The 25,018-nt window shown below is 68.8% G+C and carries 20 protein-coding genes and 1 tRNA gene; 16 read left to right on the top strand and 5 right to left on the bottom strand.

Annotated elements, in window-relative coordinates; all coding sequences use genetic code 11:
- Window positions 1-237: 237 nt before the first annotated feature.
- Entirely contained in the window at window positions 238-1,200 is a 963-nt protein-coding gene (locus tag BM394_RS12675) for an aldo/keto reductase (RefSeq protein ID WP_092978038.1), read from the bottom strand.
- 222 nt (window positions 1,201-1,422) lie between these two features.
- Between BM394_RS12675 and BM394_RS12670 the strand changes: the two genes are divergently transcribed.
- The 5 genes from BM394_RS12670 (at window position 1,423) to BM394_RS12650 (ending at window position 10,120) form a co-directional block, all read left to right on the top strand.
- A complete protein-coding gene (locus BM394_RS12670) occupies window positions 1,423-3,225 on the top strand; it encodes a gamma-glutamyltransferase family protein (protein ID WP_217643479.1) in 1,803 nt (600 codons plus the stop codon).
- Between the two features lie 328 nt (window positions 3,226-3,553).
- Window positions 3,554-4,702 carry an RtcB family protein gene (locus BM394_RS12665; RefSeq protein WP_092978311.1) on the top strand — a complete coding sequence of 383 codons (1,149 nt, stop codon included), beginning with the start codon at window positions 3,554-3,556 and terminating at the stop codon, window positions 4,700-4,702.
- Between the two features lie 426 nt (window positions 4,703-5,128).
- Window positions 5,129-5,521 (top strand): hypothetical protein, encoded by a 393-nt coding sequence (locus tag BM394_RS12660; protein ID WP_139235208.1) that lies wholly within the window; start codon window positions 5,129-5,131, stop codon window positions 5,519-5,521.
- Window positions 5,522-5,698: 177 nt separating this feature from the next.
- Window positions 5,699-6,727: a WXG100 family type VII secretion target gene (locus BM394_RS12655; protein WP_092978031.1), complete on the top strand. Its 1,029-nt coding sequence runs from the start codon at window positions 5,699-5,701 to the stop codon at window positions 6,725-6,727.
- Window positions 6,728-6,898: 171 nt separating this feature from the next.
- Window positions 6,899-10,120: a glycosyltransferase gene (locus BM394_RS12650; protein WP_092978029.1), complete on the top strand. Its 3,222-nt coding sequence runs from the start codon at window positions 6,899-6,901 to the stop codon at window positions 10,118-10,120.
- Between the two features lie 51 nt (window positions 10,121-10,171).
- Here the strand turns inward: BM394_RS12650 and BM394_RS12645 are convergent, their stop codons facing one another.
- On the bottom strand, window positions 10,172-11,419 hold the full coding sequence (locus BM394_RS12645) for a hypothetical protein (RefSeq protein ID WP_092978027.1): 1,248 nt from the start codon (window positions 11,417-11,419) through the stop codon (window positions 10,172-10,174).
- A 272-nt stretch (window positions 11,420-11,691) separates the two neighbouring features.
- Here BM394_RS12645 and BM394_RS12640 point away from each other — a divergent pair, with 272 nt between their 5' ends.
- Window positions 11,692-12,972 (top strand): acyltransferase family protein, encoded by a 1,281-nt coding sequence (locus BM394_RS12640; RefSeq protein WP_245780155.1) that lies wholly within the window; start codon window positions 11,692-11,694, stop codon window positions 12,970-12,972.
- A gap of 96 nt (window positions 12,973-13,068) precedes the next feature.
- On the top strand, window positions 13,069-13,725 hold the full coding sequence (gene msrA, locus BM394_RS12635) for a peptide-methionine (S)-S-oxide reductase MsrA (protein ID WP_092978023.1): 657 nt from the start codon (window positions 13,069-13,071) through the stop codon (window positions 13,723-13,725).
- A gap of 176 nt (window positions 13,726-13,901) precedes the next feature.
- Here the strand turns inward: msrA and BM394_RS12630 are convergent, their stop codons facing one another.
- Window positions 13,902-14,510, bottom strand: coding sequence for a lytic polysaccharide monooxygenase auxiliary activity family 9 protein (locus BM394_RS12630; protein WP_092978021.1), 609 nt, complete (start codon window positions 14,508-14,510; stop codon window positions 13,902-13,904).
- Between the two features lie 230 nt (window positions 14,511-14,740).
- On the opposite strand from BM394_RS12630, the gene BM394_RS12625 reads away from it, so the two are divergent.
- On the top strand, window positions 14,741-14,950 hold the full coding sequence (locus BM394_RS12625) for a dodecin (protein WP_092978019.1): 210 nt from the start codon (window positions 14,741-14,743) through the stop codon (window positions 14,948-14,950).
- Window positions 14,951-15,165: 215 nt separating this feature from the next.
- Here the strand turns inward: BM394_RS12625 and BM394_RS12620 are convergent.
- Together BM394_RS12620 and BM394_RS12615 are read right to left on the bottom strand one after the other, a co-directional pair.
- Window positions 15,166-15,240 (bottom strand) — tRNA-Gly (locus BM394_RS12620).
- Window positions 15,241-15,436: 196 nt separating this feature from the next.
- Window positions 15,437-15,838: a PPOX class F420-dependent oxidoreductase gene (locus BM394_RS12615; RefSeq protein WP_092978017.1), complete on the bottom strand. Its 402-nt coding sequence runs from the start codon at window positions 15,836-15,838 to the stop codon at window positions 15,437-15,439.
- Between the two features lie 279 nt (window positions 15,839-16,117).
- Here BM394_RS12615 and BM394_RS12610 point away from each other — a divergent pair, with 279 nt between their 5' ends.
- From BM394_RS12610 to BM394_RS12575, 8 genes are all read left to right on the top strand, one after another.
- The gene (locus BM394_RS12610; RefSeq protein WP_092978015.1) at window positions 16,118-16,555 is read left to right on the top strand and encodes a DUF983 domain-containing protein; all 438 of its coding nucleotides are present in this window, start codon (window positions 16,118-16,120) and stop codon (window positions 16,553-16,555) included.
- Window positions 16,556-16,666: 111 nt separating this feature from the next.
- Window positions 16,667-18,073, top strand: coding sequence for a sensor histidine kinase (locus tag BM394_RS12605; protein WP_092978013.1), 1,407 nt, complete (start codon window positions 16,667-16,669; stop codon window positions 18,071-18,073).
- 86 nt (window positions 18,074-18,159) lie between these two features.
- Window positions 18,160-19,068: a S49 family peptidase gene (locus tag BM394_RS12600; RefSeq protein WP_092978011.1), complete on the top strand. Its 909-nt coding sequence runs from the start codon at window positions 18,160-18,162 to the stop codon at window positions 19,066-19,068.
- Between the two features lie 484 nt (window positions 19,069-19,552).
- Complete coding sequence (locus BM394_RS12595) at window positions 19,553-20,476, top strand: LytR/AlgR family response regulator transcription factor (RefSeq protein WP_092978009.1); 924 nt, start codon at window positions 19,553-19,555, stop codon at window positions 20,474-20,476.
- Between the two features lie 36 nt (window positions 20,477-20,512).
- Window positions 20,513-20,905: a hypothetical protein gene (locus BM394_RS12590; RefSeq protein ID WP_092978007.1), complete on the top strand. Its 393-nt coding sequence runs from the start codon at window positions 20,513-20,515 to the stop codon at window positions 20,903-20,905.
- Window positions 20,902-22,743, top strand: coding sequence for a sodium/solute symporter (locus BM394_RS12585; protein WP_092978005.1), 1,842 nt, complete (start codon window positions 20,902-20,904; stop codon window positions 22,741-22,743). Before BM394_RS12590 ends, BM394_RS12585 begins: the two co-directional genes overlap by 4 nt.
- Window positions 22,744-23,025: 282 nt before the next feature.
- A complete protein-coding gene (locus tag BM394_RS12580) occupies window positions 23,026-23,922 on the top strand; it encodes an alpha/beta hydrolase (protein ID WP_092978309.1) in 897 nt (298 codons plus the stop codon).
- A 154-nt stretch (window positions 23,923-24,076) separates the two neighbouring features.
- Window positions 24,077-24,961, top strand: a complete 885-nt coding sequence (locus tag BM394_RS12575; RefSeq protein WP_092978003.1) for a helix-turn-helix domain-containing protein — start codon at window positions 24,077-24,079, stop codon at window positions 24,959-24,961.
- Window positions 24,962-25,018: the final 57 nt, after the last annotated feature.

Genomic DNA, 25,018 nt, shown 5'->3' with positions numbered 1-25,018 from the left:
GGAGGCCCGACATCGGGTAGTCACTACACAACGTCGGGCCTTCCTCGCGAGAGCCGCACGGGAGAACCCGCGGCGGTGCGAGCGGCGTGGATGGGGTTCGGCGCTGCCGCGCCGACCGGGAAGGCCCCGGGCCTGTCGAGCCACTCTTCGCTTCGGTTATCGCTCAACGGAACTTTCGTGGAGCGGGTTCTCGTTTCTTCGAGAGCGCCGTGGGGACTGTCGAGAATCTCCCGGTGTTCACCGGTAGGCGGGTGGGCAGATCGTGTCGATCTCGTCGAGGTCGGCCTGGCTGGGCCGCCACTGTCCCGCCGAGGCGTTCGACTCGACCTGCTCCGGCGAGGTGGCGCCGCCGATCACCGACCCGACGGTGGGCTGCGCCGCCAGCCACCCGATCGCGGTGGCGATCATGGAGATCTCGCGCTTCTCCGCGAACTCCCGCAGCCGCTCGATCCGTTCCCAGGGGGCGTCGGCCAGCAGCCGCTCGCGACCGGACAGCCTGCTGCCCTCCGGCGGCTCCTGGCCCTGCTGGTACTTGCCGGTGAGCAGCCCGTTCGCCAGCGGGAAGTACGGGATGAGTCCCACGCCGAACTTCGAGCAGGCCGGGATCACCTCGCGCTCGGCCTCGCGTTCCAGCAGCGAGTAGTGGATCTGGGCCGAAACCGGGCCCGTTGTCCCCCGGTGGGTGGAGGTCCACGACGCGTCGGCGGTCTGCCACCCCGCGAGGTTGCAGTGACCCACGTAGCGGATCTTGCCCTCCCGCACCAGGTCGTCCAGTACGGACAGCGTCTCGTCCAGCGGGGTCAGCGGATCGGCGCGGTGCAGCTGGTACAGGTCGATCCATTCGGTGTCCAACCGTCGCAGCGACGCCTCCACCGCGCGGCGCACGTAGCGGCGGGACCCCCGCGCCTCGAAGTCGGGGCCGTTGCTGCCCTGCATGTCCATCCCGAACTTCGTCGCGATGACGGCCCGATCACGATGTCCCCGCAGCGCTTGGCCGAGCAGCTCCTCGCTGCGTCCTCGCGGTGAGCCGTACACATCGGCCACGTCGAAGAATGTGATGCCCGAATCCAACGCGCGGTTGACCACGGCCTGCGCACCGCGCGGGGACTCGGTGGTCGTGCCCGGTCTGCCCAGGTTGTTGCACCCCAGGCCGACGGCGCTGACCACGAGACCGGAATCGCCCAGACGTCGCTGTTCCACGAGATCCGACTCTAGTCCCGGCGCGATGCCGCGTCACGGGTTTCCCCGCCGTGACCCCCGGTCGCGGCAGCACGCACCCCGGTTTCCCGTTCGAGGGTGCCCCGGCGGGAGGGGGCGGCGATAGGTTCCACGACAGGACCGCTTCCACGACAGGAGCGCCCGGATAACCGAGGAAGGCCCGGCGAACCGGGCCGACAGGCCCTCCCGGATCGGAGTGATCGCATGGCTTGCCCCACCCGTCCCGAACTCGCCGGTACACACGGCATGGTCGCCTCGACGCACTGGCTCGCCTCCGCCGCGGGCATGGCGGTGCTGGAGGACGACGGCAACGCCTTCGACGCCGCCGTGGCCGCCGGATTCGTGCTGCAGGTGGTCGAACCGCACCTCAACGGTCCCGGTGGCGAACTTCCCGCGCTGTTCGCCACTCCCGGCGGTCCCGTTCGCGCGCTCTGCGGCCAGGGGCCGGTACCCGCCGGTGCCACTGTCGAACACTTCCGGGACGAACTGGGGCTCGAACTGATCCCGGGCTCCGGGCTGCTTCCGGCCACCGTGCCCGGAGCCTGGGACGCCTGGTTGCTGCTGCTGCGCGACTACGGCACCAAGTCGCTCGACGAGGTGCTGCGGTTCGCGATCGGATACGCGCGCGACGGGTTTCCCGTGGTCCCGAGGTTGTCCGAGACCATCGCCACGGTGCGCGAGATGTTCCGCGTGCGCTGGCCGTCCTCCGCCCGGCTGTGGTTGCGCGACGGCGCCGCGCCCGGCGCGGGAACGATGTTGCGCAATCCGGTGCTGGCCCGGACGTGGCAACGGCTGCTGCGGGAGGGGGAAGCGGCGGGAGGCGACCGCCGCGACCGCATCGACGCGGCTCGCCGGGCCTGGTCGCGGGGCTTCGTGGCCGAAGCGGTGGACCGGTTCGTGCGTGGTCCGGTCGCCGACAGCTCGGGACGCTCGTACGCGGGCGTGCTCACCGGGCAGGACATGGCCGACTACAGCGCGACCTACGAGGAGCCCGTGACGCTGCGGACCTCCGGTGACGGGCGGTTGGCCAAGTTCGGTGCGTGGTGCCAGGGGCCCGTGCTGTTGCAGCAGCTGCGGCTGCTGGAGGAGCTGCCGGTGGAGTACCGGGACGGGATCGCCACCGCGGAAACCGTGCACCACGCAGTGGAGGCGGCCAAGCTCGCCTTCGCCGACAGGGAGGCCCACTACGGCGACTCGGCCGATCCCGGTGTGCTGCCGGAGCTGCTCGGCGCGGACTACACCGCCGCGCGTCGCGAACTGATCGGCGAGAACGCGGCCGAGACGCTGCGGCCGGGAAGCCCCGCCGGTCACACCCCACGGTTGCCCGAGTACGTCTCCGGGGAACGCGGGGCCGGACTGCCGCCCGATCCCAGCGGCGTGGGACTGGGGGAACCGACGGTCTCGCCGAACGGGGACAGTAAGGGGGACACCGTGCACCTAGACGTGGTCGACCGCTGGGGGAACATGGTCTCGGCCACCCCCTCCGGGGGCTGGTTGCAGTCCTCGCCGGTGATCGAGGAGCTGGGGTTCTGCCTGGGCACCCGTGCCCAGATGTGCTGGCTGCGCGAGGGACTGCCGAACTCGCTGGTCCCCGGCCGCAGGCCGCGCAGCACGCTCAGCCCCTCGCTGTTCACCAGGGGGGACGAGCCCGTGCTGGCCTTCGGCACGCCGGGCGGTGACCAGCAGGACCAGTGGCAGTTGTGCTTCTGGCTGGCCCATGTACACGGTGGGTTGGATCTGCAGGCGGCCATCGACGCGCCCGCCTGGCACACCACCGCGTTTCCCGCCTCGTTCTACCCGCGCGGCTGGCAACCGCGCCGGGTGCTCGCCGAGTCCCGGCTCGGCACGGCGACCTTCGAGCGGTTGCGGCGGCGTGGCCACGAGGTGACCGACGCGGGCCCCTGGGCGCTGGGCAGGCTCGCCGCGGTCGGCAGGGACCCCGAGACCGGGATGCTGCGGGGCGCCGCCAACGCCCGCGGCGCCCAGGGCTACGCCGTGGGGCGTTAGCGACACCTCCGATCGCTCCGGTTCGCGGCGATTTCGCGAGAAATCGACGCCGCGACGGTGATGATCGCCGCTCCGCCGCGAAGAACTCCGCGAGCTAGGGGCCTTTTCGGCGTTCCAGCGGGGCAAGAAATCATTGGACGCCGTTTCCCGGCCGGGCTTACGGTTCTCGCGTCCCGTTTTCGAGGTTTCCGGTGCCAGTGGGCTGCTTCGCGACGGCGCGGTGATTTCCCGCGAGATCGCCACCGGAGATCGTCCAGTGTCCGTACAAGGGTGAAGTGTCGTGACGGATTTCCCCGTACTGCTGTCCGGTACCCGCGCTCCCACGTTCATGTGGGCCACCGAGCACGAGGTCGAGCCCGCGGTGCTGGACCAGCTGCGCAACATCGCGGCCCTGCCGTGGGTGCACGGGGTGCGCGTCATGCCGGATGTGCACCTGGGCAAGGGCGCCACGGTCGGTTCGGTCATCGCCATGCGGGATGCCGTCTCCCCCGCCGCCGTGGGTGTGGACATCGGCTGTGGCATGGAAGGTGTCAAGACCTCGCTGCACGCCGACGACCTGCCCGCCGATCTCGGCGGTATCCGCACGAGCATCGAGCGTGCCGTTCCGGTGGGATTCCGCGCGCACGACGAGGCCGTCGATCCCGCGCGGCTGGGCCTGGACACCTCGGAGTGGCAGGATCTCTGGAGGCGCTTCGGAGAGCTGCACGGCGGAGTGAGTTCGTTGGAGAGCAAGGCGGGCAAGCAGCTCGGCACGCTCGGCGGCGGCAACCACTTCATCGAGGTCTGCCTGGACGAGCACGACGCGGTGTGGCTCATGCTGCACAGCGGTTCCCGGCACATCGGCAACCGACTCGCCGAACAGCACATCGCCGAGGCCCGCGAACTGCCGCACAACCAGGACCTGCCCGACCGCGACCTCGCGGTGTTCGTCGCCGGCACGCCGCAGATGGCGGCCTACCGTAACGACCTGTTCTGGGCGCAGGAGTACGCGCGCGTCAACCGGCGGATCATGCTCGCCCTGACGATGCGGGCCCTGCGCGGCTGCTTCACCGGACGGCGGATCGAGTTCGACGAGCCGATCTCCTGCCACCACAACTACGTGGCGGAGGAGACCATCGACGGTCAGCCCATGCTGGTCACCCGCAAGGGCGCGATCCGGGCGGGGAAGGGCGACATGGGACTCATCCCCGGCTCGATGGGCACCGGTTCCTACGTGGTCCGCGGCCTGGGGTCGGACGACTCGTTCCAGTCGGCGGCGCACGGCGCCGGTCGCAGGATGAGCAGGAAGAAGGCCAAGAAGACGTTCGGTTCGCGGGACCTGCGGGAGCAGACATCGGGAATCGAGTGCCGCAAGGACGACGGGGTCCTCGACGAGATCCCGGGCGCCTACAAGGACATCGACTCCGTCATCGACGCGCAGACAGCGTTGGTGGAAGTGGTGGCCAAGTTGCGGCAGGTCGTCTGCGTGAAGGGGTAGAGGAGGTTCCCGGCGGCCCGGTCCGCTCGGGCGGTCGCTTGGCGGAACCTCTCGCTCCGGGAGGCCCGACATCGGGTAGTCACTACACAACGTCGGGCCTTCCTCACGAGAGCACCACGAGAGAACCCGCGGCGGTGCCGACTGCGGCAGTAGTCGGAGCTCGGCCTTCGGGATTGGTCGGAGTTCGGCCCGCGTGAGTAGTCGGAGCTCAGCCTGCGGGGTGGTTGGGGTTCGCCCTGCGTCGATGGCGCGGCGATTTCGCGAGAAATTGACGGAGCCCGGGACACACCCGCGAGATAGCCGCGCCGATTCGGTTCTTCGGGCACACGGTTCCGCTCGGGTCTGCGAGACTGCGGACGCGGGTGATCCGGTGTTCCGCCGCGAGCCCGCGTGCTGTCCCGGTGCCGAACGGAGAGGCTGCGGCTGGTGAACTCTTCGAGTTCGATGAGCGAGGACGTGCGGGTCGTCGACCCGGTGCGAACCGGGGGAGACCCCGCGACGGACCCCGGAGCCGGTTACTCGGTGGACCGTGACCGCATCCCGGAAGCCGTCGTCGAGTTGCGCCGTGCGCTGCACGCCCTGGAACGGGCAGCCGAGGAAGCGCGGGGCAACGCGACGCTGATCGCCCCCGGCCACGATCCCTACAGTCGGCGTGCGGCACACGAGATGGGCCCGGGGCTGGTGACGGACTACCTGGCGGGCAACGAGCGGGATCAGCGCGAACTGCGCGCGATGATCAACGATCTCGAGGACGCGATGCGGCACTACGACGCGCGGGAGGACGAGGCGAATCGCGCGTTGCGCGGCGTCTCGGAGTGATCCCGACCCGGAAGCGCCGCTTTCCGGACGCCCGTCCTGCCGGGAGTCGGAACGCACCTGTTCTCACGAAACCGACCGGACGGCGATCGTCCTTCTGGCAGACTGCGCGGTGACGGTGATCGTGAGTCGTCGGATGTGGCGGGCAGCACGCTGTCCGAGGCCGAAAGGCGGTGAGGTGTGGATCGGGAAGCTGACGGCACGTCGGTCGAGGGTGGAGCGCGGACGGATCGTTCCGGGGCGAACGTCGCGGACGTGCCGGACTCGGAGCTCCGTCCCGAGGGAGTGGATCCCGGCAGGATCCACGAATGGTTCCACCACGCGCCCGGTACCGACAGCGTGGACCGTGCGGCCGAGAGCTGGAGCAGGATCGCGGCCGAACACGGCGAGGCGGCCGAACGCATCGATGCCGCGATCGACAGGATCGGGGCGGCCTGGAGCGGTACCGCCGCCGAGGCGGTGCGGGACAGAGGCATGCGATCCCGTGTCGCGGCCGACGACTCGGCGGAGTTCGCGGAGCGGGCGGGTGAAGCACTGCGCGCGCAGAGCTTCGGTTTCAACGAGGCCAAGAAACAGGTGGTCGAGGTGAACGGGCACTCGTCCACGACGGGTGTCGTCGAGGCCCGGAACGATCCCGGTGCTGTCGTCGACGAGTCAGCGGCTACGGGCGATGACCGGCTCACGAACCAGACCGCCCTGCGGAACTACGGTGTGCGGACCTCCGAGAACACCCACGGCGTGACTCGGTTCGCCGAATCCTCGTGTGGTTCAACGGCCGCGTGGGGAACGGGGACCGCCCGGGATACCGAACCCGCGTGGGGCGCGAGCCCCGCGGCGTCCGATCCGGCCGAACCGGACGCCCCCGGCCCGGCTGAGAGCGACGCCCCCAACGGTTTCGGCGGAGATGTCTCCGGCGCCCACCTAGCCGCCGGTGCGGCGGGACTGGCCGCCACCGGCGGTGCGGTACTCGGTGGCGGTGTGCTCGGTGAGCGGGTTACGGGGCGCGGGGGCATCAGCGCACGCGGTTTTCCCGGTTTCCCGGGATCCACCGCGCGCGACCGCGACGACGGCACCGAGCAGTCGTCGCGGGACCGAGTGATCGAGGACGAGGATCCCGACGAACTGTTCGGCGCGGCGTCGGGAGCCGTTCCCGCGGTGCTCGGCTTGCTTCCCGCCGAGTCCGAGGAGCGGGAACCGGCGGCCGAGTGACGGCACGGCGGAACGAGTCGACGGGTCCTGATTCGATGACCGACCCGACCCGTTCCGGACCGCTCACCGGACGGAGGCAGAATTGGCCACACGGTTGCCGGTGGACGCGCTCGAACCGGTCGGGTGAGCGGCGGACTCGGGCCGATGTCTCGTGCGTCGAAGGGGGACCGAATGGGCGACAACGGTGATTCGGTGACGGAGCGTCCGCAGCGGTTGATCGAGTGGACCGGGGAGCGGTGCGTTCCGTGGGCCGACGACGCGCAGGTGATCTACGAGCACTACCACCGCTACGCGGTGGCGGCCCGCCTCGCGCGTGGCAAGCGCGTCCTCGATCTGGCCAGTGGTGAGGGCTTCGGCGCCGCCATGCTCGCGGCCCAGGCGACCGAGGTCGTGGGAGTCGACATCGACGGCGAGGCCGTGCGCCACGCGGCGAGCAACTACACCGCCTCGAACCTGACGTTCCACACCGGTTCGATCACCGATCCCGCGACGCTGGCCGAGGCGGGAACCTTCGACGTCGTGGTGTGCTTCGAGGCGATCGAGCACGTGGCCGAGCACGACGCCGTGCTCCGGCTCGTTCGAGCGAGGCTCGCCTCCGGCGGACTGCTGCTGATCAGCACCCCCGACACCGCCGTCTACCACCACGAGCACGGCAACGACAATCCGTTCCACGTCAGGGAGCTCGCCGCGCCGCAGTTCGAGGCACTGCTGCGTGACTCCTTCCGGCACGTGGCGATGCTCAAGCAGAACGTCGCCGTGGGATCGCTGCTCACCCCGGCTGATCCCGGGGATCCCGACATCGCCGCCGACGGGGTGCGGCTGCAGACACTGCGTCAACTCGACTCCGGTGACTGGCAAGTTCGGCAGGGCGTGGGGCACACCTATCTGTTCGGGCTGGCCTCCGATCGTCAGCTGCCGCAGCTTCCCGCCGCCGCGGTGCTGCTGGACGCGGATCTCAAGCTCGCCCGTCGTGATTCCGGTGATGTCGATTCCGAGCTCGTCCGGCAGCGCGATGCGGTCGTGGCCGATGTCGCCCGACTCAACGAGTTGTGTCGTGCCAACCAGGCGGAGCTCGAGAAGCTCGAGCGGACCGTCGGTGAACTGGAGTCGGCACACGACACCGCCGAGGCCCGTGCCGCCGATGCCGAACGGGAGCGCGACGAGCTGCGCACCGAGCTGCACGACGCCAGGCTGCGCAGGCAGCGCGAGTCGACTCGTAGCGAGTGGCTGCGCGACACCATCACCCAGCTGGAGTCGGAGCTCGACAGTGCTCGTCGTCGGATCTCCGAGCTCACCGAGCAGAATTCCGCGCTGGTGCAACGCGCGGTGACCAAGTACCGGAGGGTGGTCGAGCGTGTCGCGCCGCGCGGCACCGGCAGGCGGAACGCCTACGAACTCGCGATGGGGCGTGATCCCGTCGTCCGGGAGGGCGGATCCGAGCGGGATCCGGTGGCCGTGCCGCACAGCGAACAGCCCGAGGTCAGCGTCATCGTTCCCGTGCACGGCGAGTGGGACTACACCAGGCGGTGTCTGCGCAGCCTGGCCGGGCACCGGACGAGCGTCCCCTTCGAAGTCATAGTGGTCGACGACACTTCCCCGGACGACAGTGCCGAACTGCTGCGGCGTTGCCCGGGCGTGCGGCTGGTGCGCACCGAACACAACCTCGGTTTCGTCGGTGCCTGCAACCTCGGTGCCGAACACGCCCGTGGTCGTCAGCTGTTCTTCCTGAACAACGACGCCGAGGTCACCGAGTCCTGGTTGGACGAGCTGGTCGCCACCGTCGACTCCGACGAACGGATCGGTCTGGTCGGCGCCAAACTGGTCTACCCGGACGGGCGGATGCAGGAGTGCGGCAGCGCCGTGTGGTCCGACGGGACGGGATGGAATCTCGGCAGGCTCGGGGACCCCGACGCCCCCGAATACGCCGCGCTGCGCGACGTCGACTACTGCTCCGGTGCGGCACTGCTGGTGCGTCGTGAACTCTTCGAATCGCTGGGAGGGTTCGACACCAGGTACTCGCCCGCCTACTACGAGGACACCGACCTGGCGTTCGGCGTCCGTGCCGCCGGTTTCCGCACCGTGGTGCAGCCGCGGGCCGTCGTGGTGCACCACGAGGGGGTCTCCAACGGTACCGAGACCGGATCCGGGGTCAAACGTCATCAGGAACTCAACCGCGGGGTCTTCGTCGAGAAGTGGGAGGAGACCCTCCGCGAGCAGCACCTTCCGGAGTCCGGAACCCGTAACCTCTGGCTGGCGCGCGAGCGCGGTACGCGGGGGCACTTCGGACCGCTGGTGCTGGTCAAGGACCATCAGGTGCCGCGGCCGGACTACGACTCCGGGTCGTTGCGCATGTGGCGGATTCTGGAGCAGCTCACCACCCTGGGCGCACGGGTGGTGTTCTTTCCCGACAATCAGGCCGAGCTGCGGCCTTACACCGACGAGCTGCGGCGCATGGGGGTCACCGTGCTCGCCCGGCCGGAACACCAGCACGCCTTCCTGACCGAGGTGGGCTCCGAGATCACGCTGGCGTTGCTGTCCCGACCCCAGGTCGCCTGGAGCCTGGTGGAGCGGTTGCGGGTCGAGGCCCCCAGTGCCGTGATCGCCTACGACACCGTGGACCTGCACTTCGTCCGGCTGCAGCGGCAGGCGGAGTTGGCCGCGTCCGATGCGCGTGACCAGGATGCGGCGGCGCTGCGTCGCAGGTCCTTCGCCTCCCGGCAGTCCGAGATCGGCCTGGTGCGCAGCTGTGATGTAACGCTGGTCGTGTCGGGGGACGAGCAGCGGACGCTGTCGGAGTTGGTCGACGACGCCGACGTGCGAGTCCTGTCCAACGTGCACGAAGTGCGACGCGGTGTCGACGGTCCCTCCGGACGCACCGACGTGCTGTTCGTCGGCGGTTTCGACCATCCGCCGAACACCGACGCGGTGGAATGGGCGGTCCACGAGATCATGCCACTGGTCTGGCGGGACTGCCCGCGGACCAGACTGCACATCGTCGGCAGCAACCCTCCTCCGGAAGTCACCGCCCTGCGGGGTTCCGGAGTGGAGGTGCACGGCTGGGTCGACGACCTCGCCGAGATCTACGACCGCACCAGGGTGACGTTGGCCCCGTTGCGGTTCGGCGCCGGTGTGAAGGGCAAGGTCGGCGAGAGCCTGGCCTCCGGGGTGCCGGTGGTCGGCACCAACTTGGCGCTGGAGGGCATCGGGCTCACCCCCGAGCGCGACGTTCCGGTCGCCGACGACGCGGCCGGGCTGGCCTCCCGGCTGGTGCGGGTGCTCACCGACGACGCGGAGTGGCGCCGGCTGTCCGAAGTGGGCGGCAACGCGGTGGACCGGCAGTTCGGGCCGGGTGTGTCCAGGGAGACGCTGCGGGAGCTGTTGGGCCTTCGTTGATCCGACCCCGGTGGGGCGGATCAACGGGGGCGCCGTTTCCCGTGCCCGGAGTCACTCGCGGATCGTCGGGGGAGTCTTCGCGAGCTGGTCGGTCAGCAGCTTCTCGAACAGCTCGCGGGCATCGCTGTTCGAGGCGTTGACCTTCTGCACATCCAGGATCACGGTCCAGCTGTGACTGGTGTAGGCCGTCCGCAGTGTGTCGCCCGCGGAGTAGACCTCGACGCCCTGGTAGGACAGCTCGTCGATGATCTTCAGCCCTTCCTGTTGGGTGAGGTACCGCTGGGTCAGTCCGTCGGCGGCGCCCTCATCGGGCATCTTGACGGCGATCATCGTCGTACGCACCGGAACGCCCTCGGCGTCGGTTCCGGCGTAGCGACCGTCGACCATGCCGTTGTTGAGCGCGAACTCGCGCACCGGGGGGATCAGGGCACCCGAGTGCTGTCCGGACAGCGCCTTCCTGCCCAACGGCCCGTTGAAGGGGTGGGGCTTGCCCTCGGGAAGCGGGATCAGTACTTCCCCGGTGTTGTCCGGTGCCGCTTTGGCGGCTGGTGGTTCCGGCAGCGGCGGACTCGTCGAGGTGGGTGAGCTGCTCGGTTCGGGTGGGGAAGTCGCCTGTGGCGGGGCCTCTGAGGAGAGGAAGTAGAACACCACAGCGACGGCGACGCTGATCGCGAGCAGCCCACCGATGTACAACCCCACCGTCTTGCCCTTTTTGGCGGGACCGCCCAACGTCTCGAAGACCTCGGGCCCCTGCCGCAACCAGCTCTGGTCGCCGTGCTCGGGAGCGAAGTCCGAGTTGCCCCAGGGGGTGCCGCTTCCTCCGCCGCCCGCGCCCCAGGAGTACTGGCCCCACTGGAACTGCTCGTCGGGGCGTGCCTGCTGGTACTGTCCCTGACTGGGCCAACCGTGCGGTGGGCTGGGCGGTTGCTGCTGGTGGTCCTGCTGCCCGCCCGGGGGCTGTGCTCCGGTGTTTCGTACCACCTGGGTGCTTTCGGACTGCCCGTCGGCGTCCCCGCCGTACTGTTGCCAGCTGAAGGCGGGTGGGAACGGGTTCTGCTGCGCTCCCGGTTGCCCACCGTATCCGCCCGAGCTCTGCCCGGGGTCGACGGAGTGTCGCGGCCAGGAGTGCCGCTCGCCCGGATCGGGCTGCTGTGCGGGGAACCCACCGGACGGACTGTCCGATTGCTCCGCTTGGGCACGGCCCAACACGGCGTCGCGCCGTTGTCGGTACTCATCGGCGGAGATGCGTCCCGCCGTGAGTTCCGCGTCCAGTTGTTGCAGCTCGTCTTGCCAGGTCACCGCTGAGCCCTTTCCGGATCAAACGGCCGCGCCCCAATCGCGACCGGTTCCATCCTCGCACCTCCACGGGTGTCTTGTGGTCACTACCCGAAAACGATCCTTGTGAGAAGACCGTTCGCGGGGTCCGCGATACTGGAAATCGTCGTTCGTGGTTCTTGCCGAGCCGCCGCCCGGCGGCAGATCACCCGAGCCCGGACGGCGTCGTCGTCGTAATCGCTAAGCTACTCCGCGCAACCGCAGTCGTATGGTGAGGTCACGGGATGGGTGAAAGCGTGCCGCGCGCAGAACGCACGCCTCCCGAACGGTTCGCCCAACCGGACCACGGGTTCGCGTGGCTGCGGATGATCGGTGCACTCGTCGTGGTCTACGGTCACAGCTATCCGCTGGTCAGCGGCAACGACATGTTCCCACCCGAGTGGCCGGTGCAACCCGACCACGGGCTGCTCATGGGATTCTTCGCCATGAGCGGTTTCCAGATAACCGGTAGCTGGGTCAACGATCCGCACCCCGCTCGATTCGCCGCCAAGCGAGTGCTCCGGCTCTGGCCGCCCATGCTGACCGTCTCGCTGTTCGTGGTGCTCGTACTCGGTCCACTGGTCACCGTGCTGCCGTCGGCCGACTACTTCGCCGCGCGGGAGACCTGGGGATACGTCGTCGGAAACACGGGGATGCTGACACTGCGGCACCAGTTGCCGGGGGTGTTCGTGAACAACCCGTGGGAAGGCCAGGTGAATGGTTCACTGTGGACACTTCCCATGGAACTGATCGCCTACGCGGGACTGTGGCTGCTGTTGCTGGTGGGGGCGGCAAGACACCGCAACCGTTGGTTGACGGTGCTGGTTCTGATGGTGCTCGTCGTGGTGGATCGCAGAATGGCGCACGCTCCGGGGCCGGACTCCGCTGGATCGTTGCTGAGCGTGCCCGTCGAGCCGTTGCTGTCCTTCCTGGTCGCCTTCGCCATCGGGGTCGTGCTGCGGCTCTACCCGGTTCCGCGTTCACCGCTGGCCGCCGCGGCCGGACTGCTCGCCCTGGTGACCATGCCGATGAGCGAGGCCACCGCGTTCTGGATGACCATCGCGGTCAGCTACGCGGTGATCGTCTTCGGATACCACTGGCCCGCCCGCGCACGCGTCCCCGGAGTGTGGGTCAACGGCAGCTACGGTGTCTACGTCTGGGCCTTTCCGATCCAGCAGACCCTCGTGCTGCTCGGGATCGGTAACCAGTGGGTGCTGCTCGCGCTGGCCGCCCCGATCGCCTATGTGGTCGGCACGGTGTCGTGGAAGTTCGTCGAGGAACCCACCATGCGGCTGCGGCACTACATCGCGCCGCGTCGTGTACCGAGCGCTGCTCCGGCCGACACGGATGCTCCGCCGGTGGGACCCGCGAACGTTCCGGGGGACGGCCCGCCGACCGAGCCGATCGGCACCCTGCCGACAGTTCCGGTGGAAGCCCCCGAGGAACGCACCACGCCCGTCCTGCCCCGCGTACCTTCTTCCCGCGGTTCCCGTGCGGGCCGCCGGATTCCCGAGCCTCCCGCTCGACCACCGGAATGAGCGCTACGCGCGACTCCCGCCACGGGGCGAGCGGCGCCGCCCGCGACTCGGGCCGCACAACCGTTCGTCGGACGGGTAACGCTGTAACCTCGGGGTATGGCACTGTTCGGCAACAAGACCCGCATGATCGAGCCCGCCGAGGCACTCCCGGGGCGTTCGACTCCGTTGAACGTCCCCGAGCGGCACGCCGTGTACCCGGATCGCACCATCGTCGGCCCCTTCCCGGAGGGGACCGAACGCGCGGTGCTCGGCATGGGGTGTTTCTGGGGTGCGGAACGGACCTTCTGGCGAACCGAGGGCGTCTGGACCACCGCCGTGGGCTACGCCGGTGGCTACACCCCGAATCCGACCTACGAGGAGGTGTGCAGCGGTATGACCGGGCACACCGAGGCCGTGCTCGTGGTGTTCGACCCGAAAGTGATCGACTACGCCGGTGTGCTCAAGGTGTTCTGGGAGAACCACGACCCCACCCAGGGGCTGCGACAGGGCAACGACGTCGGTTCGCAGTACCGATCGGCCGTCCTGACCGTCGACGAGCGCCAGCGCGAGGTGGCCGAGGCCAGCAGGGAACAGTTCCAGCGAGCGCTGACGAACGCCGGGCACGGCGACATCACCACCGAGATCGCACCGCTCGGTGAGTTCTACTACGCGGAGGGCTACCACCAGCAGTACCTTTCGGAGAGCAAGAACCCGAACGGTTACTGCGGGATCGGTGGGACCGGGGTCGCCTGCCCCACGGGGCTGGCGGTCTGAACCCCTGGCCGGCGGAGACCCGACCCCACAGGGGGCGGGGCATCCGGCCGGACGCGTGAGCCGTCCCGGCGCCGCAACGGTGGCGCCGGGACGGATTCTCGGCGATCACGGTCGGGTTCCCGTCACGTCGTGCTGCCGGAACCCGGTCGTGCGCGGTGTGCGCCGCCGCGTCGACGTCAGCTGAAGTTGACGTCCGAGCAGGTGTAGAAGGCGTTCGCGGTGTCCGCGACCTCCCAAACACCGAAGATCAGGTGCTTGCCGCTCTTGTCACTGGGCAGCTGACCGGTGTGGGTGACGGTGAAGTCGGGCTGCTCACCGTTGTAGTCCACCGTGAAGAAGGGCTGCAGTTCCAGGTCGCTGCGGGTCAGCCGCTGACTCGGGTCGTAGCTGTCCTTCGTGATGAAGTAGCGGAACGACTCGGTGGAGTGCGCCGCGGTGAGCTCCCAGCGGAACTGCAGGCTCTGCCCCGCGTTCACGTCGGTGGCGGGCCAGTTGCCGTTGCGCGGCTCGTCGAGCTCGGAGAACCGGCCGTTGCCGCCGCTGCAGAGCTGGCCGTCGGAAGGACCGCCCGAGGGGAAGTTACCCGGCCCTTCCACGCTCTGCGGCTCCCACTGGATGGCCCCGCAGTTGCTGACCGTGCCGTCGGCGCAGTGCGCCTGCCTGCTCATCGGGTTCTGCGTGTAGCCGTGGCCCGCGGCGGCACCCGAGGTGACCATGGGAAGCGCCAGCGGTACGACCGCGAAGGCCGCGATGCCGAGCGCCCGCTTGATCCGTTTGGTGAGCATGGGTACTCCCTTCGTTGCTCGTTGTAACCGGAAAAGCTACGGACGAGCTCGGGGGCGTCGTCAGCTCCGTTTCGCGTAATTCGGAGCGGATGATCACCATCACTTTGGTCCAGACCTCATAACAGGTTCTGGTCTAGACCTGTAGGCCGAATGGCGTAGTGCAGCACTCTGTCAGGTGGGGAAAACGCTCGTCTCTTGCGCCGCCGGGGGACTGCCCCGAGCATGCGGGGATGAGCGACAACGTTTACCGGGTCACGGAGATCGTCGGTACCTCCGACCAGGGGTTGGCCGATGCCATTCGCAAGGGGGTCCATCGTGCGTCCCGCACGCTGCGGGAGGTGGACTGGTTCGAGGTGTCCGAGATCAGGGGGCACGTCGCCGAAGGTGAGGTGGCGCACTTCCAGGTGGGGCTCAAGGTCGGTTTCCGGCTGGAGGAGTGAGGAGTTCGTCGCCCGGTTCGCGTGGGTGGTCGCTTGGCGAAACCTCTCGCACCGCTCTCGCCGCGGGCGCGGCGATTTCGCGAGAGATCGACGCCGCCGAACGGGGAGTTCCGCGAGCCTCGAAGCGCACCGGTGCTCTTGATGCCGCGCGGAGTTACCGAAGGCGACCGTTTGACGACGAAAAACCCGCCGGGACTTGCCCGGCGGGTTCGTTATGGAGCGGATGACGGGATTCGAACCCGCGACCCTCACCTTGGCAAGGTGATGCGCTACCGCTGCGCTACATCCGCACGATCCGTATTCGGCTCTCGCTGCGACCTCTCGGCCGCTGTGATGAATACTCTAACCCATGCCGGGCGGAGTCGGAAAAGGGGGGTCCGGCATGGGTGCCACTCGCTCTCGCGGGCGCCGGGAGCATGCGGGCGCCGGGAGCGTTGATGATCCGCGAGCTCCCCGCGGTGCCCGCCACGGAGCGGAGACGCTCGATCAGGACGGGCCCGCACGCGTCGGTTCGATGCGCAGCACCACCCGTTGTTCGGCCCGCATGGCCGCCCGGTACTGCTCCCAGTCCTCGTGTTCGCCCGAGATGTCGCGGTAGTACTCCTCGAGCAGTGGCATCGCCTCGGGCAGCCGCACGACCTCGGCCGTGCCGTCGAGCTGGATCCACCTGCCGAAGAACTCGTCGGGCAGTACGCACAACCAGACCCGCCGGTCTCTGCCGATGTTGGCGACCTTGGCGGTGTTCGCCTTGGTGCTGACGGTGATCCGACCACCGGAATCCACAGTGGCCAGCACCGGACTCAACTGTGGTTCACCGTCCGAGCGTCGGGTGGCCAGTACGGCGTGGTGCTGTTCGCGCACGATCTCGCGTGCCCGGTCCAGATCCATCGAATCTCCCGGTCGTCGTTGTTCGAGAGCTGATCCCGCGGGACCTCAACTCACGTGCCGCTGCCCCGCCCGCATCGCCGATTCCGCCACGGGTTTCGAGGGGGTTCGGTATCACTCCCGGCGGATAATCCCACCTCGATTCCTCCGGAAGGGTAAAACCGCGGTCGTGTTCGACGCAGCCGCGGAACTCACGCGGTACGGTGGCATCACGGTTGCCGATCAAGCCGGTACGGGCCGTCACTGGCCCGGATCGTGCCCGACCAGTGCGTGGAGGCGGTAATGAACCGCGCGGTACGTGGTTCCGACGGTCGGAGATGGACCCTCAAGACCAACATCGAGTGGAGTGATCCGCTCCAGGTCGACGAGTGGGAGCTCGATGTCAGTGGCGGTCGTTCCCCCGGCGTCGTGATGGGGACGATCGTGTTCGTGATGATCGCGGGGTTCCTCGTCTGGACACCGACCGCCGTGATCGTCCCGATCTGGGTGATTCTGGCGCTGCTCGTGCTGATCCTGTTCTTCCCGGTCCGCTGGTTGGTGCGCAGGCCGTGGACGGTCATCGCGGACACACCCGGCGATACCGACGAGCACCCACCGGAGCGATGGGTCGGCGTCGTACGCGGTGCCCTGACGGCGCGGCAGGAAAGCGCCCGGGTGGCGCGCAACATCGAGCTGTACGCCGAGCCGGACATGAACGGAGCACTGCAACCGGTGGAGTGATCGGCCGCCATATGGGGTAGCACGTCCAACGCCGAACCGCTCACCGACGGAACGGGCTCACTGGTCGTGATTTCCTTGATTCCGCGCGTTATGACCGTGAGTATGTGAAGTGTGCTCGAGGTGTTGACTGAGCGGACAGTGCTCACCGTGATCGCCGCGCTGGCCGTGCTCGGCATGTTCGTGATGTTGTGCCGTTCACGTCGAGTCAGCACGTCCAAGGAGGACGCGACACTGGCGGCGCTGCACAGCGTGACCAGCGCCGCTCCTCATCTGCGCCGGGGACTCGACCAGGAGTCGGCCGACGAGACCGCCCCCCATCTGCGTGCCCTGCTGTCCTGCCTCGCCGTGGGAATCGTCGATCCGGAGGGGACGCTGCTCGCCTGGGACGGTGGTGCCAACCACCACTACCGCGACATCACCGAGAGCATCGAGCGGGCCCTGCGTACCGGCAAGAGCGAGTACGTGGACCACTCCGACATCGTCTGCGACGAACGTCCCTGTCTGATGCGACACGTCGTGATCGTGCCGCTCGAAGTGGACGGACTCAGCCGAGGCGCGCTGGTGCTGATCACAGCCGGGGAGCGGAGCCGGTTGATCCGTGCCGCGACCGAGGTGGCCGAGCACGTCACCTCGCAGCTGCGGTTGTCGGAGCTGCAGGTGTCCCGGCAGAAGCTGGCGGAGGCCGAGGTCAGGGCGTTGCGGGCGCAGATCTCGCCGCACTTCGTCTACAACTCGCTGAACACGATCTCCGCGCTGATCCGCACCGATCCGGACCACGCCAGGGAGCTGATCCAGGAGTTCGCCGATTTCACCAGGTACTCCTTCCGGTCGAACGAGATGTACACGACCCTGGCCGACGAGGTGCGCAACATCGACCGCTACCTGACGCTGGAATCGGCCAGGTTCGGCCCGGAGCGGTTGAACGTGCAGCTCAAGATCGCACCCGAGGTGCTTCCCGTGGTGCTGCCGTTCCTGGCGCTGCAGCCGCTGGTGGAGAACGCGGTGCGACACGGCCTGGCGAAAAAGCCGGGTGGTGGAACGCTCTCGGTGGCCGCCGAGGACAACGGCAGCGAGGCACTGATCAGCGTCGACGACAACGGTGTCGGCATGGATCCCCGGGAGCTGGAACTTGAGTTGGAGAGCAGCCACACCGAGGGGTCACACGTCGGGCTGGGCAACGTCAACGACCGGATGCGCGCGACGTTCGGCAACGACTACGGGCTGGTCGTGGAAACCGAGCGCGACGCGGGGATGAAGGTCATAATGCGGGTGCCGAAGTTCGCGCCCGGAGTCCGGCCCGTCGCGCGTGAGCCGTTCGAGGAGATGGACTGCCCCGAGGTTCCGCCCGACCCGGCGCCCGAGCCGCGGCAGGAGGACGAGCGGAACGATTCCGACGACACGGTTCCGGGCGAGACCGGAACAGGGGAATCCGGATTCGGGAAGTCCGGGACCGAGGAGACCGAAGTGGAGGAGCCCGTCCGGGAAGCGATCTCCTCCGATTCCTCGTCGGCAGGTTGAGGCACCGACCCGTGCCGTCACCCGGTTCGCGCTCCGCGGCGCGGTCGAGTCGTCAACGGTGCGTCCACCGGCAGTAACGTGGGGGCATGAACGACAAGTCCTCCCAGAAATTCACCGCCACGCTTTCGGACAGGATTTCGGAGAAACTGCCCGGAAAACTGGCCGAACGCGCCGAGCGGGGGCCGGTGGTGCCCGTGGTCAAACTGCACGGGCCGATCACGCCGACGCCGTCACCGGTGAGCCGCCCCTCGATATCGCTGCAGACCGTGGAGTCCGCGCTCACCCGTGCGTTCTCCTTCGACCGGTTGTCCGGCGTGGCGCTCGTCATCAACTCACCGGGCGGTGCCGCCACGCAGTCCGCCCTGGTGGCCGAACGCATCCGGAGCCTGGCCGACAAGAAGGAGGTGCCGGTGCTGACCTTCTGCGAGGACGTGGCCGCTTCCGGAGGGTACTGGCTCGCCTGTGCCGGGGACGAGGTCTACGCCCACGCGAGTTCGATGGTGGGCTCCATCGGCGTGGTCAGCGCCGGGTTCGGGATGGAGGAGCTCATCAGGCGGGTCGGGGTCGAACGCAGGGTGCACAGCGCGGGTCAGCACAAGACCCGTCTCGACCCGTTCCGTCCCGAGAACGCCGAGGACGTGCAGTGGCTGCAGGGCATGCAGCAGGAGCTGCACACCCAGTTCGCGGACTGGGTGCGGCAGCGTCGCGGGAACTCGTTGGACGAGTCCACCGAGGACCTGTTCTCCGGTGAGGTCTGGACCGGAAGGCGAGCCAGGGAACTGGGTCTGGTGGACGGACTCGGCAACCTGCGCGACGTGGTGTCCCGTCGGTTCCCCGAGTCGCACCTGGTGTCCGTGGAACCGCGCAAACCGCTGCTGGCCCGGTTGGGAATGACCGGTCCCGCCGGTGGAACCCAGGGGCTGGCGGCCGGAATGGCGCAGGCGCTGTTCGAGACCGCCGAGAACAGGGCCATGTGGTCCCGCTTCGGGTTGTGAAGTGGATTCCCGGCTCGGTGGTCATGGGTGGTTCTGTGGCGGAACCTCGCGCGCGGCGGTGCCGACTGCGAGGGCGGTCGGAGCGCGGCCTGCGTGCGTGGTCGGAGTTCGGCCTGCGTCGAAGCTGCGCGGCGATTTCGTGGGAAATCGACGGCCACGGGGCCGCACCACCCCAGTGCGGCGTCGATTTCACGAGAAATCGCCACTGCCCGAACGAGGAGCCGAGTCACGCGCCGGATCGCGGCGACCCGTACGGCCCTTTCCCTCTGAAGAGGGAAAATCCGCGAAGTGTTGCAACGATCGTGCGAATGCGGCTGTACCCACCCGGCGAAACGTGAATGCGGGGGCTTAGGTTGAATGCGGTGAGTGTGCCCACTCACCCGCGGTCGGTTCGTTCCGGACGGTTCCGCGGGCGGTCTCCAAGAGCTTCACTGGAGTCGGCCGTGGACAGTGCCCGGTGTGCTCGGGAGGATTGGGCGTTGCCGTGAGTACCCCATATCGCATCAACGGTTCCCGTGGCCGTATCGAACGCGCCGGTTCCGGTACCGGCGGTTCGAACGGCGGTGGGCTCGTCGTGCTCGTCGTCGACGACGAGGAGCCGGGAATCACGACGACACGTGACATGCTCAACAGCAATCCGCGGGTCGACAAGGTGCTGACCGCCTTCGACGCAGCCGAGGCGCTGCGGCTGCTGCGGCAGGACAACCCGGACCTCGCCGGTCGCCCCTCCGACGCGCCGCTGGTCGACGCCGTTTTCATCGACGTCGCGATGCCGGGACTGACCGGAATGGACCTCGCCAGGGTGCTCTTCTCGTTCGAGAACGCCCCCGCCCTGGTGTTCATAACCGCCCACGGCGAGAACGCGCTGGAGGCGTTCGACCTGGGAGCCATCGATTACGTCATGAAACCGGCCAGCCCGGAACGGATGGAACGGGCGCTGCGCAAGGTGCAGCGAATCAGCACACCGCTGGAAGGGAGCTCAGGTGACCGCACCGCGCTGAACGCCGGTTCGACCGGTGCGGCGCTCGAACCGGGCGGACAGGACGACCACTCCGTCATACCGGTGGAGCTCGGCGGCACCACCCGTCTGGTGCAGCGTTCCCAGGTGCGTTGGGTGGAGGCTCAGGGAGACTACGCGCGGCTGCACACCGACGAGGGCTCCCACCTGGTGCGGATTCCGCTCGCACAGCTGGAGGAGAAGTGGGCGGATGCCGGGTTCGTCCGCATCCACCGGTCCTATCTGGTCTCGTTGAACCTCATAAACGAGCTGCGCATGTCATCCTCCGGATATTCGGTGTTGATCGCCGGAGGTCAGTACCGCGAGACTCGTGAACTGCCGGTCAGTCGCAGGCACACCAGGGAACTCAAGGACCGGCTGGTGCGCTCACCCCGGCAACCCCGGGAATGACCCAGCGGGCCATCACTTCGAAGAGGGTCGACGAACGTGACTTCCAGCAGGACATCCGCTTCGCAGCAGCGTCCCCCACGTCGTAAGCGGGTCGTGCTCGCGGACCGGCGCGGCGAACGCCGGGTCCCCCGCGCGATCATCGATCTGGAGGACCAGAGCAGCATGGGGGAGGCGATGGTGCGTGGGCTGGTGCGGGCCCAGCTGCGTACCTCGCTGCTGTTGGCGGGTGTCAGCGTGCTGGTGCTCGGTGGGCTTCCGCTGCTGCTGCGCTGGGTTCCCGGCCTTTCGGAGATCCGGTTGTGGAGCATTCCGCTGCCGTGGCTCGTCCTCGGGGTGCTGCCCTTCCCGTTCATCCTGCTGATCGGCTACATAGCCACCCGTGAGGCGGAGCGGCACGAACGCGAGTTCGCCGAGTTGGTGCAGCGGTGAATCCGTGGGCTCTCGGCGGTGTCGTGCTGATCGCCGTCGGTACGTTCGGACTGGCGGTGTGGGGGTCGCGCGGTGCCCGTACCACCTCGGACTTCCTGCTGGCCAGACGCATGGTCGGTGTGGAGCGCAACGCCGCCGCGATCGCGGGCGAGTACCTCTCCGCCGCGTCGTTCCTGGGCATCGCCGGGCTGCTGCTCAAGGACGGCATCGAGGCGCTCTGGTACCCCATCGGCTACACGGCGGGCTATCTGGCGCTGATCCTGTTCGTCGCAGCGCCGCTGCGCCGTTCGGGTGCCTACACCCTGCCGGACTTCGCGCAGGTCAGGTTGGACTCCGGACGGGTGCGCACCCTCGCCACCGTGCTGGTGGTGCTCATCGGCTGGCTGTACCTGGTGCCGCAGCTGCAGGCGGCGGGCGTGACCCTGTCCACGGTCACCGGTATCTCCTACGCGGGCGGCATCGTGCTGGTGGCGATCGTGGTGCTCGTCGGAGTGCTCAGCGGCGGGATGCACGTGGTGACCCTGGTGCAGGCGTTCCAGTACGGGGTCAAGCTCTTCGCGATAGCGGTGCCCGTTTTCGTGCTGTTCTTCGCGTTCCTCGGGGACGACGCGCAGCACCGACGTGGGCTGGACGAACCCACTCCGCCGGTGTTCGAGCGGGCCACCACCGTCCACATCGAAACGGACGTGCGGTTGCGCGTCACCCGATCGGTGTGGGTGAAGGTGCTGTCCGGCCCCGGTCCGGAACGGCTCAGCGGGCCCGTTCGGCAGGACGAGCCGACCGGCGGAACGGTGTACCTCACGCCGGGGATGCACTCGGTGAGCGCGGACTCCGAGTTGCGTTTCCCCGAGGGAAGCGCTGTTCCGGTGGTCGCCGACGCGGAGCCGAACAACCGCTCCTGGCTGTCGCCGCAGGACGGTGATTCCTACGAGCTCTTCGAGACCTATTCGCTGATCCTGTCGACTTTCCTGGGAACGATGGGGCTGCCCCACGTGCTGGTGCGGTTCTACACCAATCCCACGGGGCACAGCGCCCGGCGCACCACGCTGGTGGTGCTGGGTCTGCTGGGGCTGTTCTACCTGTTCCCGACCGTGCTGGGCGTGCTTTCCCGGTTCTACGTGCCGCAACTGCTGGTGACCGGGGAAACCGACGCCGCGGTGCTGTTGCTGCCGACGGCGATGCTGCAGGGATGGCCGGGGGAGCTGGTGGGGGCCATCACCGCGGCGGGCGCCTTCGCGGCTTTCCTGTCCACGTCCTCCGGGCTGGTGATGAGCGTGTCCGGGGTGCTGTTCACCGACCTGCTGCCCGGCAAACTCGCCAATTTCCGGTTGGTCGCGCTGGGATCGTGCATCCTGCCCGCCGCGCTGGCGGTGATAGCGATCGGCCGCGACATCTCGCAGAGCGTGGGGCTGGCTTTCGCCATGGCCGCCTCCACGTTCTTCCCCCTGTTGGTGCTCGGTATCTGGTGGCGCGGGCTCACCGCGGTCGGCGCGATGAGCGGTTTGGTCGTGGGCGGCGGTCTCGTGCTGCTCGCGGTGCTCACCGGTGCGTTCCTGGGGGACGGCTACGGTTGGTGGTCGGCGGTGCTGCTGCAACCGGCGGCGTTCACCGTTCCGCTCGCCTTCGCGGTGACGGTGCTGGTGAGCAAGTTGACCCCGCGAGGGGTTCCCGAGAACACCGGTCGCGTGATGCTGCGCATGCACACCCCGGACCGGCTCGGGTTCACACGGGACCGTTCGGCCGACCACCACGCCGCTGAGCACGACGAGCCCGCGACCGTCCCGAACCGTTCCAACGGTCGTCACCGCCTCAGACGCGGCAGGCGTCGTCGCCGTTGAGCGCGATCGTTCCGCCGCGGCCGGAGAACGGTCCGTCCCGCACGTTCCGGGTGGGGACTCGTCCCGTCTCGGCGTCCCGGCCGTCATCGGTGCCACGCGTGGCCGATGCTCTGCCGTGCGGCGCACGGGTGAGGGGGACAAACTCTTCCCCGGATGAAGTCGTCCCTGCCTGCTCCCGTGAAGACGGCGCACATTGGGTCGTGGGCGGATGCGAATCCGCCGTGCCGGAAAGCCACACCCGGCGTGGACGACGGACTTCCTCACGATTCACCGGAGACGAACATGATTACCGACGTGCGTTTCGAGAGCAGCGGACTGATGCTCGCGGGGCAGCTCTTCACCCCGGACCCCTCGTCGGGGCCCTCGCCCGCGATCGTGGTCGGGCACCAGACGACCGCGGTCAAGGAGCAGTCGGCGGCGTTGTACGCCCGGCACCTGACCGAGCGGGGCTACGTCGCGCTCACCTTCGACGCGGCGTACCAGGGCGAGAGCGAGGGCGAGCCGCACGGACTTGAGGACCCGTTCCAGCGGGCCGAGGACTTCCGGGCGGCGGTGTCGTACCTGAGCACCCTCGCCGACGTCGACGCCGAGCGCATCGGTGTGCTGGGGATCTGCGGTTCCGGGGGTTACGCGCCGTACGCGGCGCAGACCGATCACCGGATGAAGGCCGTGGCCACCGTCAGCGGTGCGGACGTGCCGAGCTTCTTCCGGGACGGTGATCCCGAGGGCTGGCGCGCGATGGTCGAGCAGGCGGGACGGCTGCGCGGTGAGGAAGCCGCCGGCAAACCGGCGACGCTGGTGAGCGCGGTGCCGGACGAGGTGGACGACTCGACTCCGGCGCTGGTGCGGGAGTTCCACGAGTACTACAAGACACCACGCGGTCGGCACCCCCGTTCCACCAACGAGTGGGTGGCGCGCAGCGCCGACGTGCTGGACCAGTACGACTCCTACGCCGAGGCGGGCAAGATCGCCCCACGGCCACTGTTGATGATCGCGGGCAGCGAGGCGGCGACCCTGCCGCACAGCAGGCGGGCGGTCGCCAACGCGGGGGAGACCGCCGAGCTCCACACCATCGAGGGCGCCGGACACGTCGACCTCTACGACAGGGACGAGCCCGTCGGCGAGGCCGTGGCCAAGCTGACCGAGTTCTTCGGACGGCACCTCGCGAGAGCTCGTTGAATCACCCGTCTCGGCGATATCTCCCGCCTGTTCTCTCTCCGGGAGGTCCGACATCGAACAGCTCATTCCGATGCCGGACCTTCCGCGTGAGGGCGCGACGTGGGAGAACCATTACCAGCACGGACCGCGAGCGTGCCGGAGAGGGAGGTTCACCATGAGCGGCAGGAACGCCCGGCGCGGCGAACTGGGGGAGTTCCTCAAGGCGCGGCGCGCCGAGCTGGGTCCGCACCAGGTGGGCCTGCCCGACACGGGCGCGGTCCGGCGGGTACCGGGGCTGCGCCGCGAGGAGGTCGCCCAACTCGCGGCGATCAGCACCGACTACTACACCCGACTGGAGCAGGGACGTATCCCCGCCTCCGCCTCCGTGCTCGGTTCGCTGGCCAGTGTGCTGCGACTGGACGACGACCAGCGTGACTACCTGAGCGAGTTGGCGGGCAAGGAGGCCGCGCGACCGCGCCGCCGAACGCGGCAGCGGGTGCGTCCCTCGCTGCGGCGGGTGCTCGACGACCTGCGGTTCACCCCGGCCTTCGTGCTGGGCAGGAGCATGGACATCCTGGCCTGGAACCCCCTCGCGGCGGCTTTGGTGACCGACTTCGGGCAGCTGCCCGCCAATCACCGCAACTACGTCCGCCTGCTGTTCACCGACCCCGCGATGCGTCGGCTCTACGCGGACTGGGAGACCGTCGCGCACACGAGCGTCGCGCTGCTGCGCAGGGAAGCGGCCCGGTATCCGGACGACGCGCGGTTGGTGGAGCTGGTCGGTGAGCTGTCCGTGCGCGACACCGAGTTCCGGCGGTGGTGGGCCGCCCACCACGTCGCGAGTCAGCGGATCGGCACCAAGACGCTGCACCACCCGGTCGTCGGGGACCTCGACCTCGACTGGGACACGTTGACCTGTGCGACCGACCCCGACCAGCAGCTGGTCACCTGGACCGCCGAACCCGAGTCCCCCACCCACGAACGGTTGCGCATCCTCGCCTCCTGGGCCGCCGAGCACCGGCAACCGGCCGAGGAGCGAGGAGGCCGGCCGCGGCACTGAGGCGTTCCCTGCCTCGGGGCATTCTCTGCCTCGGGGCGTTCCCTGGAACGCGGGGCT

Source organism: Actinopolyspora lacussalsi subsp. righensis, assembly GCF_900116555.1.
Classification (GTDB): domain Bacteria; phylum Actinomycetota; class Actinomycetes; order Mycobacteriales; family Pseudonocardiaceae; genus Actinopolyspora; species Actinopolyspora lacussalsi.
The sequence above is the reverse complement of the archived record's forward strand: the minus strand, read 5'-3'. Positions and strand labels throughout refer to the sequence as shown.

Bases quoted from the DNA above. Each gene is read 5' to 3' on its own strand.
- BM394_RS12615 (WP_092978017.1), bottom strand. From the start codon at position 15,838: ATGGATCTGGACCGGGCACGCGAGATCGTGCGCGAACAGCACCACGCC.
- BM394_RS12610 (WP_092978015.1), top strand. From the start codon at position 16,118: ATGAACCGCGCGGTACGTGGTTCCGACGGTCGGAGATGGACCCTCAAG.
- BM394_RS12575 (WP_092978003.1), top strand. From the start codon at position 24,077: ATGAGCGGCAGGAACGCCCGGCGCGGCGAACTGGGGGAGTTCCTCAAG.
- BM394_RS12625 (WP_092978019.1), top strand. From the start codon at position 14,741: ATGAGCGACAACGTTTACCGGGTCACGGAGATCGTCGGTACCTCCGAC.
- msrA (WP_092978023.1), top strand. From the start codon at position 13,069: ATGGCACTGTTCGGCAACAAGACCCGCATGATCGAGCCCGCCGAGGCA.
- BM394_RS12670 (WP_217643479.1), top strand. From the start codon at position 1,423: ATGGCTTGCCCCACCCGTCCCGAACTCGCCGGTACACACGGCATGGTC.
- BM394_RS12665 (WP_092978311.1), top strand. From the start codon at position 3,554: ATGTGGGCCACCGAGCACGAGGTCGAGCCCGCGGTGCTGGACCAGCTG.
- BM394_RS12580 (WP_092978309.1), top strand. From the start codon at position 23,026: ATGATTACCGACGTGCGTTTCGAGAGCAGCGGACTGATGCTCGCGGGG.
- BM394_RS12630 (WP_092978021.1), bottom strand. From the start codon at position 14,510: ATGCTCACCAAACGGATCAAGCGGGCGCTCGGCATCGCGGCCTTCGCG.
- BM394_RS12600 (WP_092978011.1), top strand. From the start codon at position 18,160: ATGAACGACAAGTCCTCCCAGAAATTCACCGCCACGCTTTCGGACAGG.
- BM394_RS12650 (WP_092978029.1), top strand. From the start codon at position 6,899: ATGGGCGACAACGGTGATTCGGTGACGGAGCGTCCGCAGCGGTTGATC.